This window comes from Flavobacterium saccharophilum (assembly GCF_900142735.1).
Taxonomy (GTDB): domain Bacteria; phylum Bacteroidota; class Bacteroidia; order Flavobacteriales; family Flavobacteriaceae; genus Flavobacterium; species Flavobacterium saccharophilum.
On sequence record NZ_FRBY01000001.1, the window covers coordinates 187,406 to 201,344 of the forward strand.

Genomic DNA, 13,939 nt, shown 5'->3' on the forward strand with positions numbered 1-13,939 from the left:
ACAGTAAATTATAGTTTACCTTGGTATTTAGAACCAATGTGTCTAATTTCTGTTCTTCTGTTTTGTGCTTTACCTGCAGCAGTTTTATTACTTGCAACTGGTTGAGAAGGTCCAAAACCTTTAGAAGTTAAATTCTCTGCGTTAACACCTCTTTCAATTAAAGCGTTCATTACAGCAGCAGCTCTGTCTTCAGAAAGTTTTTGATTCAATTTAGCAGAACCTGTACTATCTGTGTGTCCTTCAATGCTGAATTTCGCGTTTGGATAGTTGATAAGGATTTGTTTGATTGCATCTAATCTAGCTTGAGTTTCTTTGTCTCCAGTTTTGAAAGTAGCTTTACCTGAGTTAAAGTAAACCGCTCTAGCCTGAACTTTAAGATCTTCTAAAGCTTCAGTAGTTACTTCAGGACAACCTCTGTTAGAAGCAGGACCGTAAACTGTAGGACAGTCATCATCTTTATCTGCAACACCATCTTTATCAGCGTCTAAGAAAGGACAACCACCATTTTCTTTAGGACCAGCAACAGTAGGACATTTGTCATCTTTGTCAGCAATTCCGTCACCGTCAGCATCTGGACAACCTTTTAAAGCAGCTAAACCAGCAACATCTGGACAAGCATCATCTTTATCAGCAATTCCGTCTCCGTCAGTATCAGGACATCCGTTTAATGCAGCTAAACCAAATACATCTGGACAAGCATCACTAGCGTCAACGATTCCGTCTCCGTCAGTATCAGGACATCCATTGAATTGTTTTAAACCAGCAACATCTGGACAAGCATCATCTTTATCGTAGATTCCGTCTCCGTCAGTATCTTTACCTCCGAATTTGAATACAAGACCTAAAGTATGTTGGAAATGAGACGGAGAATCAATTTCTCCATTCCAATCATTTCTTCCAGGTATTTCATTATCTTTATTAGCTACAGCCCATTTGTATTTAGTAGCAAGTTCTAAACCAATAGCGTCAGTAAACCAAAAAGTAACGCCAGCACCTGGATTAACTGTTCCATAGCTATCATCACCTAAGAAAACATAACCACCACCAACAGATAATGAAGGATCGATTACTTTTGATTTAATTAATTCCTGGAAGCTATATTTAATAGTAGCATCAATTCCATAATACATTAAATCACCAGGATTAGTTACAACCATTCCTCTTCCATCGTGCCCAGGAGCAGTTGGTCTGAAATAAACCGCTTTGTCAATTTTGTTTACAGATCCTTGTAAACCAACAGAAAAACCACTGCCCACATATCTTGACACACCAATGTAAGATAAAGAAGGAAGAATATTCCAGTTGTCCTTTGCATCAAATGGCTGAGAAAAGTGTTGGTCAAAGAAACCATTTCCTCCACCAGCACTAGTTCTAGTGTCAACGGCATTAACTCCAAAAGAGATAGCCCATGGATTGTTACTGTCTTGTGCGTGAGAACTTAAACCCATCACCATCATCACAGCAACTAAAAGTTTGTTAAGATGTTTCATACTTAATTTTTTTAATTACAATTTAGTTAATTACAGACAAAAGTAACACCAAAATTTTTAAATACAAAATGAAATGTTAAAAAAAACCTACAAAAATTATTTAAAATGGGAATTATATAACTTTTAACTTTTGTCCGACAACTTTAAACGCACTTATTGCCTTGTCTAGATGCTCTTTAGAGTGTGCAGCAGACAATTGAACTCTAATTCTTGCTTTCTCTTTTGGAACTACCGGAAAGAAAAATCCAATTACATAAATTCCTTCATTTAAAAGTTCGTTTGCCATTGTCTGAGACAATTTTGCATCATATAACATAACGGGAACAATTGCAGAATCTCCATCAATGATATCAAAACCTGCCTCTTTCATCCCCTGTTTAAAATAATTAGTATTCCACTCTAATTTATCTCGCAATGAAGTATCTTTTTCCAGCAATTCAAAAACTTTAATTGAGGCCCCTACTATAGCAGGCGCAAGAGAATTAGAAAACAAATAAGGTCTTGAACGTTGACGCAATAGTTCAATAATTTCTTTCTTTGCAGTTGTATAACCACCCATTGCACCACCTAATGCTTTACCAAGTGTACCTGTTATAATATCTACTCTCCCCATTACACCTTTTGCTTCCAGTGTTCCTTTGCCTGTTGCACCAATGAAACCGGCAGCATGACATTCGTCTACCATAACCATTGCGTCATACTTATCTGCCAAATCGCAAATTTTATCTAATGGCGCCACCAGACCATCCATAGAGAAAACCCCATCAGTAACAATTAATTTAAAACGAGCCCCAGCTTCATTTGCTTTTATCAGCTGTTGCTCTAAATCTTCCATATTACTATTTTCATAACGATAACGAGCTGCTTTACACAAACGGACACCATCTATAATAGAAGCGTGATTTAGACTATCTGAAATAATCGCATCGTTTTCACCTAATAAAGGCTCAAAAACACCTCCATTTGCATCAAAAGCTGCAGCATATAATATAGTATCTTCAGTACCATAAAAATCAGCAATCTTTTTCTCTAATGTTTTGTGTATATCCTGTGTTCCACAAATAAATCGAACAGATGACATTCCAAAACCATGTGTATCCATTGTATCTTTCGCTGCCTGAACAACCTCGGGATGAGAAGAAAGTCCTAAATAATTATTGGCACAAAAATTCAAAACTGTTTCTCCAGTAGAAATAGTTATTTCTGCTCCTTGTTCCGAAGTTATGATGCGTTCTTTCTTAAAAATCCCGCTTTCTTCAATTGTTTGCAATTCGTTTTGCAAATGCTCTTTAATTTTACCGTACATTTTACTATATTTAATATGTTAAAAATTAACAACTTACCTCACTTAAGCCATTAACAACTGATTAATTTTTTCACAAATTTACTACATCGATTTCGGTTCCAATGTATACTAAAGCTCTTTTTAACACTTTATAACCTAAATCTTCAATCGCATCCTGATACTCTTGAATCTGCTGCGTGTATTTCGAGTTTATAGCTCCCGTTTTATAATCCAACAAATAAGCCTCTTTGTTTTCGGTCAAGACAATCCGATCCGGTTTTAAAATTCTTCCTTCTTTCTGAACTATCGTTTGCTCGGTAAGAACATTATTCTTCCCATCAAAGCAGATACTTAATTCTGGATGTGAAACAATTTCATAAAGTGTTTTCAAAACCTTCTCCATTTGGTCAAATGTTATCAAACCATTCTCAATTGCTTTTGTAACTGCTAATTCAACATCTGACTTATCTTTTACAAAGGCTAAAATCTCATGAACCACATTTCCATACGCAATCGCTTCTTGCTGATGCGTTCCCCACATCAAAGATTCTTTCTGTGCTATTTTAATATTTTTCGGATTCAAAACTTCTGAAACAATTGGAATTGTCTTTACCAAATCCAATGTTTTACCTAATGGGGAAAGTTTTGCACGACTTCCAAATTCGTACTCTAGCTTTTCAGGCTCATAAATTCCTTTGTTTATCAAATATTTAATAAAAAAAGAAGCCATATTACCCGGAAACTCTCCGTCTTTCCTTTCTTTTATGGTTTGAGAAATAACATATAATTGTTCCTCAGCACGCGTTAGAGCTACATACAAAACATTAATATTATCAAGTAATTCTTCTTGTTTTTTCAAATTAAAAACAGCAGAAGCACTTTCCCCAAAACCTTCAACAGCACTGCTATTATCAATTAAAGCTTTCGGAACTCCTAAATCAGCATCTTCTGCATCAAGCCATAATTTATCTTTTGGCTTTCTGCTATAATCTTCTTCTGCAAAAGGCATAATTACAACAGGAAATTCCAAACCTTTAGATTTATGAATCGTCATAATTCGAACAGCATTATTTCCCTCTGGAGACGGAATACTAAATTTTTCGCCGTTTTTATCCCAGTAACTTAAAAAATCTGAAATCCCGGCCTGATTTCTAATATCGCGCTCTAAAACAATATCTAAAAAATATTGCACATAGGCATTACCTTCTGACGAAAGAACAAATTTAGAAATGATAATCTCAACAGCTTCATAAAGTGATTTTTTTCTAACATCTTCAAAAGAAAGTGAAACATCAAAAGCCAAGAGCCATTTTTCAAACTCATTTTCATTTCTTTGAGTCATTCCTGCAGCTATAAAATCATGAATTGGCATTTCAAGCTCTTTTGTACTAGCTAAAAAATGAAGAAAATTTGCTTTGGCTTCCAAATCAATGCTATTATTCAGATACTTTAATAAATGAATAATCAAACGAACTTCCGTTGCATTCTGAATCATTAAAGTTTCCGAGGACAAAAGCGGAATGTTTTGCTCCGTTAAATAATTTGCAATAGCAATTCCCTGATCTCTTTTTCGAGTTAAAACTACTATATCACGATATTCAAAACCATCACGAAGTACTTTCTGAATTGTATTTAAAGTTGCCAAAACATATAAATCTGATTTCTCAACAACCTCTTCTTCATCAACAAAATCATTCTTTTCGATTATTGATAAAAAAGAAATATTGACATATCCTCCTTTTTTTGAATTAGAGTTCTGATGACTATGATTTTCATACAAATCTTTATAATCTTCATTAGAAAATTCAGTCGAAATCAGCTTAAAAAAAGCATTATTAAAATCAATTACTTCACTATAACTCCTGTAATTTGTATCTAAATGTTTAATTACTTTTTCCGGATTATTAAACGGATTCGCTTCTTTCCCTAATTCAATAAACTGCTCCGCCTTTCCACCACGCCAGCGATATATAGATTGTTTTGGATCACCCACAATCATCAGCGTTCCTTTGTTTCCAAAATCATCCTGACCCGAAAGTGCATTATCAATAAGCGGAATTAAATTTTGCCATTGCATTTCAGAAGTATCCTGAAATTCGTCAATAAAAAAATGACGATATCTTTCACCCAGACGCTCATAAATAAAAGGCGCTGGCTGGTTCTGGATTTCACGATGAATGATGGCATTAAATTCAGAAATAGATAAAATATTTTGCTCTGATTGAATTTTAGCCAACTCATTACTCACCGTATTCAGCAAGGAAAGCGGCGTTATATTTTTTAAGAAAGCCTTATAGAAATCTCTTTTTTCAAAATTTTTATAAATCTTTTCTAAAGTCAAAAGGAGCTCAGGAATAATATTCTCGATTAACGCACGGTCACTTGCGGTTTTATTAATAGCGATATCATCAAAGTCATGAAAAGTTTTGTTTCGCGGATTAAATTTTCCTTCGCGAATACTCTCCAGGTGATTTGGAAAAGTTCCTCTCGAAAATGATTTTAAATCGATACCATTTTTATCAATTAAAGCCAAAGCCTGAGAGGCTAATTCAGCATTTTCTTTTTCTAATTCAGCGCATAAAATTGACATTTTCTTTTTAATGGCAACGAATTCTTCGATCGACTTATCATGAAAATGAACAATCTCGTTCCGATTGTTTTCATTTAAAACTAATCTCCCCGTTTCCAAAATTTCACGAGAAACATCCCAACTCTTATCATCGTCGGTTTTTTCCATCGTAAAATCAATCAGTAATTTAGTCAACGTTTCGTCCTGACCAGCCTGTGCAATAATTGCATCAACAGCCTCTACCAATAAATTCTCTGTATCCAGAGTGACCTCAAAAGTCATTGGTAAATTTAAATCGTGAGCAAAAGCCCGAATTACTTTGTGCGTGAATTTATCGATGGTAGAAATATCAAAAGCAGCATAATTATGAATTAAGTGCTTAATAATATTTTGAGATTTTATTTTGATTTTAATTACGGAAAGTCCTGTGTCACGAGATAAGTCTTCCATTAAATCCATGGCTTTCGCCGAAGGTTCGTCTTTGGCAAACTCAGACAAACTCCCTACGATACGGCTTTTCATTTCATGAACCGCCTTATTGGTAAAAGTTATCGCCAGAATATTACGATAGGCATCATTTCTAGGAGAAGAAAGAATAATTTTAAGATATTCTTTGACCAAAGTATAGGTCTTTCCCGAACCTGCGGAGGCATCATAAATAGAGAAAGACGGACTTTGCATAAGTTTGGTTTTACTGTTGTAAAAATAACACAATAAATATCAAATCCCAATAATGCAAAATTCCAAATTCCAATATTTTCATGCAACGAGCACTTTAAATATTGGAATTTATTTATTTTTGATTTTTTAAAAAGTAAGTTTAGTGTTTTGGAAATGCTCTTTTATTAAAAACAAGCAAAATACCTACACCTGTAGAAATCGCCATATCGGCAACATTAAAAATAGCATTAAAAAACATAAAATGCTTACCTCCAAAAATAGGCATCCAGGTTGGCAGGTTACCTTCCCAGATTGGAAAATAAAACATATCGACTACCAAACCATGAAACCAAGTTCCGTATGGATGAGGCGAAAAAATTGTTGCCAGGTTATGTGTACTGTCATCAAAAATTACTCCGTAGAAAACAGAATCCAATATATTTCCGGCTGCTCCTGCAAAAATCAAAGCAATTGCAACAATCAAATAAGTAGAGTGGCGCTTTTTGATAGCATCGGCCAACCAATACCCGATTCCGAAAACGGCAAAAATTCTAAAAACAGTTAAAATCAGTTTTCCGTATTCACCAGGAATTTTTGTTCCCCATGCCATTCCTTCATTTTCAATAAAATGAATTTTAAACCAGTTTAAAACCTCAACTTCCTCTCCTAAAACAAAATTGGTTTTCACATAGATTTTTGAAATCTGATCAACAAGTAAAACTAAAAATATAAGGAGATATGCTTTTCGTAATGACATTTTATGGGTTTTTGATGCGCAAAAGTAATAATTTAATCAAAAAAAACGCTCCTAAAGGAGCGTTAATTCTTTTGCAATTTGCAAATATTATCGTTGCAAGTTTTTAGCTTCGATACTCATTGTAGCATGAGGAACGATTTTAAGCCTTTCTTTGCTTATTAATTTACCTGTTACTTTACAGATACCGTATGTTTTATTTTCAACACGGAATAATGCGTTTTTTAAATCGCGTATAAACTTTTCCTGTCTGATAGCTAACTGAGAGTTCGCCTCTTTAGACATTGTTTCACTTCCTTCTTCAAATGCTTTAAAAGTTGGAGAAGTATCATCAGTTCCGTTATTCAAATCATTCATATAAGCACTTTTAATTAAATCCAGATCGGCTTGTGCTTTTTGTATTTTATTTTGAATTATTTCTTTAAACTCTGCTAAATCAGCATCAGAGTATCTTGTAATTTCATCTATCATTTTATTATATTATTTTGAAATTAATATCACTGTTTTAATATCATCAAACTCAATTTCTGTGCCGTTTTCTAAAGCGTCAACAAAAACCAAATCATCTGTTAATGTCTCAGACTTAATATAGTCTTCATTTTTCAGAATGGCTTCTTCTAATAAACCACTTCTTTTTATTTGAACCTTAATCTTATCGGTAACTTCAAATCCAGAATCTTTACGGATATTTTGAATTCTGTTTACCAATTCTCTTGCGATCCCCTCGTTTTTCAATTCTTCAGTGATTGTAATATCAAGCGCAACCGTAATTCCGTTTGAATTTGCAACCAACCATCCTTCAATATCTTGCGATGTTATTTCGACGTCTTCTAGTGATAAAGTTACATTATTTCCAGCAATAACAATATCTAGCGTTCCCTGCTTGTCCAACTGATTAATCTGATCTGCTGAAAAAGATTGTATTTCTTTGGAAATCAGACCCATATCTTTCCCGAAACGAGGCCCTAAAGCTTTAAAATTAGGCTTAATTTGCTTCACCAAAATACCAGAAGCATCATCCAAAAGTATGATTTCTTTAACGTTTACTTCCGCTTTTACCAGCTCAGAAATAGCCTCAATTTCAGCTCTCTGATTTTCGTCAAGTACCGGAATCATTACCTTTTGCAAAGGTTGACGCACCTTGATCATCTCCTTTTTACGAAGCGATAAAACCAAAGATGAGATGGTTTGCGCCTTCTGCATTTTGCTTTCTAACGTTTTATTAACAAAGTTTTCGACAAATTTTGGAAACTCAGCCAAGTGAACACTGCTATATTGCTCAGATCCTGTAGAACTGGTCAAATCTCGGTACAATTTATCCATGAAAAAAGGAGCGATCGGTGCGCTTAATTTGCTTATCGTTAATAAACAAGTATAAAGCGTTTGGTAAGCTGCAATTTTATCATGAGCATATTCACCTTTCCAGAAACGACGACGACATAAACGAACATACCAGTTACTTAAGTTTTCCTGAACGAAGTCAGAAATAGCTCTCGCTGCTTTCGTAGGCTCATAATCTTCATAACATTCATCAACAAATTTGATTAAAGAATGTAATTCAGAAATAATCCACTGATCGATTTCAGGTCTTTCGTTTAACGGGATCTCCGCTTCAGCGTATTTAAACCCATCGATATTCGCATATAACGAAAAGAAAGAGTAAGTGTTGTACAAAGTTCCGAAGAATTTACGACGAACCTCAGCAATTCCTTCAATATCAAATTTTAAGTTGTCCCACGGATTTGCATTTGAAATCATGTACCAACGTGTGGCATCAGGACCGTATTCTGCAATTGTTTCAAAAGGATCTGTTGCGTTTCCTAAACGTTTCGACATCTTTTGTCCGTTCTTATCCAGAACCAAACCATTTGAAACTACGTTTTTATACGCTACTTTATCAAAAACCAAAGTTCCGATAGCATGTAGAGTATAAAACCAACCACGAGTCTGATCTACACCTTCAGCGATGAAATTCGCAGGAAAATCTTTATTCTCGTCAATTTTATCTTTATTCTCAAAAGGATAATGCCATTGGGCGTAAGGCATTGCTCCTGAATCAAACCAAACATCAATTAAATCGCTCTCACGTTTCATTGGCTGGCCTGAAGCCGAAACTAAAGTAATTTGATCAACCACATTTTTATGAAGGTCAATTAAATCATAATTTGTTTCAGACATATTTCCGATTTCAAAACCTTCAAACGGATTTTCTTTTTGAAAACCAGCTGCAATAGATTTTTCAATCTCATTGTACAATTCTTCAACAGAACCAATAAGAACTTCTTCTTTTTTGTCTTCAGTTCTCCAAATTGGCAACGGAATACCCCAATATCTAGAACGAGATAAGTTCCAGTCGTTGGCATTTTTCAACCAATTCCCAAAACGTCCTTCACCAGTAGACTTAGGCTTCCAATTGATAGTTTCGTTCAGGTCGAACATTCTATCTTTTACATCGGTTACTTTAATGAACCAAGAGTCTAGTGGATAATATAATAACGGCTCATCAGTTCTCCAACTGTGTGGATAACTATGTACGTATTTTTCAACCTTAAAGGCTTTATTTTCTTCTTTTAATCGAATAGCAATTTCAACATCTACAGAACGCTCTGGCGCCTGACCTGCATCATAATATTCATTTTTTACATATTTACCAGCTAAATCACCTACATGAGAAGTGAATTTCCCTTGCAAATCTACTAAAGGAACTGCAGTTCCATTTTCGTCTAAAACCAACATTGGTGGTACTTCCGGCTTAGCTTCTTTTGCTACTTTAGCATCATCAGCACCAAAAGTCGGAGCGGTATGCACAACTCCTGTTCCATCTTCTGTAGTAACGAAATCTCCCGCAATTACTCTAAATGCATTTTCAGCATTTTGATAAGGCAATACGTACGGTAATAATTGTTCGTAGCGAATTTCTACTAAATCAGTACCTTTTGCTTCTGCTAAAATTTTATACGGAAGTTGTTTGTCTCCATTTTTTACTTTGTCGAAATCAGCATCATCTTCACTTGCAAAAAATCCTTTTCCGAATTGTTTTCCAACTAAATTTTTAGCCAAAACAACATTGATTGGTTCAAAAGTATATTGATTGAATGTTTTTACTAAAACATAATCGATTTTTGGCCCAACTGTCAAAGCTGTATTTGATGGCAATGTCCATGGAGTTGTCGTCCAGGCCAAAATATGAATATCTCCAAAGCCTTGTAAAAACGATGGCAATGTTTCCGGTAAAGTTTTGAATTGTGCTACAATCGTAGTATCTGTAACATCTCTATAAGCTCCAGGCTGATTTACTTCGTGAGAAGATAATCCAGTTCCTGCTTTTGGAGAATAAGGCTGAATCGTGTAACCTTTGTACAACAAACCTTTATCGTAGATTTGTTTCAAAAGCCACCAAACAGACTCCATATATTTTGGTTTATAAGTAACATATGGATCTTCCATATCTACCCAATAACCCATTTTTTCGGTCAAATCATTCCATACGTCGGTATAACGCATTACGGTTTTTTTACACGCTTCGTTATATTCTTCGATAGAAATTGTTTTACCAATATCTTCTTTTGTAATTCCAAGTTCTTTCTCGGTACCTAATTCTACAGGCAATCCGTGCGTATCCCAGCCAGCTTTTCTTTTTACCTGAAAACCTTTTTGAGTTTTATATCTGCAAAAAATATCTTTAATCGCACGCGCCATCACGTGGTGAATTCCCGGTAATCCGTTTGCTGAAGGCGGACCTTCAAAAAATACGTAAGGCTCTGCACCTTCGCGAGTAGTTACACTCTTTTCAAATATATTTTCTTTCTTCCAAAAATCAAGAACTTCTGACGCTACTGTTGGTAAGTCAAGTCCTTTGTATTCAGTAAATTTTGTGCTCATTTTATCCTTTTCTTAAACGAGGTGCGAAAGTAAGGAATTTTGAGGAAAATAGATAAAAGATGACAGAAAAAAGAGTACTGAAAGGAAATTTCAGGTATATTCCGCAAAAAAAATTGTTGTTTTTGAAGATTTAAGAGAAAACCTCCTTTAAAACCTCTAAAGATTTAGGTTTTTTGAATCCATCCAAATGAAAACTATAATAATCTATAAGAATTTTCAGCAGTATTTGTCTTTCTATCACATGAAAAACTTTTTGATCGTTATCAAATCGTAAATCAATTAGCTTTTTTAGAAGGTTTGTTTCGTGTTCTGTTAAAGAATTTACTCCGCTAAAAAGTGTAAAAACACCTTCAATCATTTCAAAATACGGCAAATCATTTTCAGAAGTATCCGGATAAAAACCAAGGTATTTTGTTGCCTCTAAAAGTAAAATTAAATGAAAATTAGCTATTTCATCATGATGGTCTAACCAAGTCAATGCTGTTTCTAAAAACTCAAAAAGCGATTCGTTTTTTTCTTCTTCCTGAATGGAATAATGCAACATCTCTGAAAGAAACATTACGATTGTACTTTTCACTACATCCGTATGAATCGTTTGAAAAGGAACTGCGGTTTTGATTTCTTTAAAATTTTCTAAAGTTCCTTTATTTTTATGAACCGCCTCAATTTCCAAAATTGAAAACGGCTGAAAATAAGCAATTTTCTGACTGGCTTTCCGACTAGAAAAAGCATCGCGAACAAAATAAGACTTCAGCCCGTTTGAAAGTGTAAAACACTTTACAATTAGACTTTTTTCCTGAAATTTTAAAGAGGAGATTACTATTGCTTTGGTTTTGACTAACAACTTTAGATTTTTAGATTATTGGATTTTTAGCCCTCTTAGACACTAGACTTCTTAGACATTACATTAAAAAATTATCTAATTATCATCACTTTCTTGACCTTTGTTTCTCCTCCATCCTGAGCAGAAATAAAAATCATATAGACACCTGAGGCCACTTTATATCTTCCAAAAGCAGTTGTGTCCCATTCTATTGTTCCGCCTTCTGAAGTAGTTTCATACACCAAATTACCTTCAATATCGGTAATTTTAATATTGGCTTTATCAATTAACCCAGCCACTTTTACAGTTCCTGAATACGTTGGTCGGACAGGATTTGGATACACGTAAACATTGTTTAAATCTTCATTGGCACCGGTTGCAATTCCTTTAAAAGAAATCATTCCTTTGTTTGTAGCAATGAAAACCTCTCCGGTTGTGCTGTTAATTTTAATATCATTTATAACATTCCCTGGCAAAGGCGAATTGCTAATCGTGAAATGATATCTTGTTTCCTGACCATTTGGCGACACCATAAAAACACCTGAATCGGCAGTCCCTATCCATTTATTATTAGCACCATCAACGGCGATAGAAGTAATAAATTGCTCATAAAGTAATTCCTGAGCCAAATCATCCTCCATTATAATAATCGGGTTTGCCTTTAATTGACTGTCATTCTGAAAACTACTTATATTCGACAAAACACGCAATCCTTTTGTTGTTCCAATCCAAAGTTGGTTTTTAGCATCAATTGCAATCGATCTCACATCTGCGATTGGAAGATTTCCAGCATCAGCACCAAATGTCATTTTCCTAAATGTATTAGTTGCTTCGTTAAAACCAACGACACCATCTCTATTCGTAGCGATCCATTTTACACTATTCCTGTCTATTACAATATTGGCATAACTTGAAGCTTCAGCATTATCAATAATTGAAGTCATCGAATAACTCCCCCATTGACCATTGGTTCTTAAAACTTTCAATCCGTTTTTAATCCGGCTATTGGTTATCCAAAGATTTCCCGTTTTATCAAAAGCAGTTCCATTAATTCGGACATCTATATAATTTGGACCTTCGGTAGTAATGGATTCTAAACCACTATTTTTTTCGTTATATAAAAAATTGGGAACATCATCTTCTATTTTTAATAATCCGGAGAAAAATGAGCTCGCATAAACCTGTTTTTCATTTGTTGGATTGACAATAATTTTGGTCATTGATTTGGCGTCATAAACTTCAGAATAAGGAATATTCAACCAACCGGAAGTATTGTATTTACTTACACCATAACTATCTAATGGATATGGATTGTAAAAAGAATCATAATCGCCATAAACCGTCCAAAGAGCATTTGGGGTTACATCTAATGAGTAAATATTGTTTCTAGCCGGACCGGTTGGTGTGGTATTCTCAAAAACACCATTACTGGAAAAAGAGGACGAAAACAATCCTTTTTCTTTTGTTCCAATATAAATTATATCACCAACAGCTGTTGCACAAGTGATGTTAATTGTGTTATCTAAAACCTGAGTGTTTGAGATCTGCCGATTTAAAATCATTTGATTATTATAGATATAAACCGAATTGGGTATTGTAATAAACAAATTATGATTCTTCGCCCGCATATCTACAGAAGGCTGCGGGAGCTGCAAAAAACCTACAAAAGTAACCGAATTAAACCTATGGATATATCCAACAGTATTAATCGCAATAAGTTCTGTATCTAAAGCTTCAACACTTGACCAGTCGCCAGAATTTACAACTGTCCATTGACTAAAATCATTTAAATTCGGACTTGTACTATTTGCCCGTCTAATACCACTTGAAGTCGCAGCGTAAATAAATCCGTTAAAAAAAGCAGTTTGTTTTACACTGATTTCCGCACCATTATCACCAATAAAATAAGTATCACCAAATTGCAAAGTCGTTAAATTGAATTGCACAATTCCGAAATCGCAAGAAACATACACCAACCCGTTATGTTCCATAAAATGATTGATCTTTTTCAGATTTGGAGCTAATTGCTTATTAATGATATCAACCACTTTTAGCATACTACCATCCGTTTCATTGATCACGATCATCAAACCGTTTTCGTACCCTACAATCGTTTTTTTGAAAGCTTCACTATAATATACAGCCGAAATGGTTTGACCTGAAAGCCCTTCAACAGTAGTTGCTGTTTTCACAGTATTTGTTGCGGCGTTTTTTGAAAACAAAGCATTCTCCGATGCTGCGTAAACCGTTGTCGAAGATTCTGAAACATCTTTTATCTCATTAAACGAAAAGTAGCCTTGCCATGACAAATTCTGAGCAAAACCAGATTGCATAAAAAGTAAAAACAAAATATAGAGAAACCTTTTCTTCATTATTTGATATATTCAGATAGACAAATATAATACAAACGACAGTATTAGAATTTTGTTCTTTTATAAATAAAAAATGCCTTCGATTCGTCCTAAGACAAATGAAG

The 13,939-nt window shown here is 34.5% G+C and carries 8 protein-coding genes; all 8 read right to left on the reverse strand.

All coding sequences use genetic code 11. The features are described 5' to 3' along the window. Positions 1-8 precede the first annotated feature (8 nt). The 8 genes from BUA98_RS00855 to porZ all read right to left on the reverse strand — a co-directional run bounded on the left by BUA98_RS00855 (position 9) and on the right by porZ (position 13,835). Positions 9-1,490, reverse strand: coding sequence for an OmpA family protein (locus BUA98_RS00855; RefSeq protein ID WP_072969784.1), 1,482 nt, complete (start codon positions 1,488-1,490; stop codon positions 9-11). Between the two features lie 112 nt (positions 1,491-1,602). Next, positions 1,603-2,796, reverse strand: coding sequence for a glycine C-acetyltransferase (gene kbl, locus BUA98_RS00860; protein WP_072969785.1), 1,194 nt, complete (start codon positions 2,794-2,796; stop codon positions 1,603-1,605). A 70-nt stretch (positions 2,797-2,866) separates the two neighbouring features. Beyond that, positions 2,867-6,025, reverse strand: coding sequence for a UvrD-helicase domain-containing protein (locus tag BUA98_RS00865; RefSeq protein WP_072969786.1), 3,159 nt, complete (start codon positions 6,023-6,025; stop codon positions 2,867-2,869). Between the two features lie 139 nt (positions 6,026-6,164). Next, positions 6,165-6,761 carry a lipoprotein signal peptidase gene (locus BUA98_RS00870; RefSeq protein WP_072969787.1) on the reverse strand — a complete coding sequence of 199 codons (597 nt, stop codon included), beginning with the start codon at positions 6,759-6,761 and terminating at the stop codon, positions 6,165-6,167. Positions 6,762-6,848: 87 nt separating this feature from the next. Beyond that, positions 6,849-7,229, reverse strand: coding sequence for a TraR/DksA family transcriptional regulator (locus tag BUA98_RS00875; protein ID WP_026983623.1), 381 nt, complete (start codon positions 7,227-7,229; stop codon positions 6,849-6,851). Positions 7,230-7,238: 9 nt separating this feature from the next. Continuing rightward, entirely contained in the window at positions 7,239-10,640 is a 3,402-nt protein-coding gene (gene ileS / locus BUA98_RS00880; protein ID WP_072969788.1) for an isoleucine--tRNA ligase, read from the reverse strand. 130 nt (positions 10,641-10,770) lie between these two features. Next, positions 10,771-11,484: a DNA repair protein RecO gene (gene recO / locus BUA98_RS00885; RefSeq protein WP_072969789.1), complete on the reverse strand. Its 714-nt coding sequence runs from the start codon at positions 11,482-11,484 to the stop codon at positions 10,771-10,773. Between the two features lie 71 nt (positions 11,485-11,555). Then, positions 11,556-13,835: a type IX secretion system anionic LPS delivery protein PorZ gene (gene porZ / locus BUA98_RS00890; protein ID WP_072969790.1), complete on the reverse strand. Its 2,280-nt coding sequence runs from the start codon at positions 13,833-13,835 to the stop codon at positions 11,556-11,558. Positions 13,836-13,939 lie beyond the last annotated feature (104 nt).

What these genes read in the sequence shown, in the direction of transcription:
- BUA98_RS00855 (WP_072969784.1), bottom strand. Translation starts at nt 1,490, where the DNA reads ATGAAACATCTTAACAAACTTTTAGTTGCTGTGATGATGGTGATGGGT.
- kbl (WP_072969785.1), bottom strand. Translation starts at nt 2,796, where the DNA reads ATGTACGGTAAAATTAAAGAGCATTTGCAAAACGAATTGCAAACAATT.
- BUA98_RS00865 (WP_072969786.1), bottom strand. Translation starts at nt 6,025, where the DNA reads ATGCAAAGTCCGTCTTTCTCTATTTATGATGCCTCCGCAGGTTCGGGA.
- BUA98_RS00870 (WP_072969787.1), bottom strand. Translation starts at nt 6,761, where the DNA reads ATGTCATTACGAAAAGCATATCTCCTTATATTTTTAGTTTTACTTGTT.
- BUA98_RS00875 (WP_026983623.1), bottom strand. Translation starts at nt 7,229, where the DNA reads ATGATAGATGAAATTACAAGATACTCTGATGCTGATTTAGCAGAGTTT.
- ileS (WP_072969788.1), bottom strand. Translation starts at nt 10,640, where the DNA reads ATGAGCACAAAATTTACTGAATACAAAGGACTTGACTTACCAACAGTA.
- porZ (WP_072969790.1), bottom strand. Translation starts at nt 13,835, where the DNA reads ATGAAGAAAAGGTTTCTCTATATTTTGTTTTTACTTTTTATGCAATCT.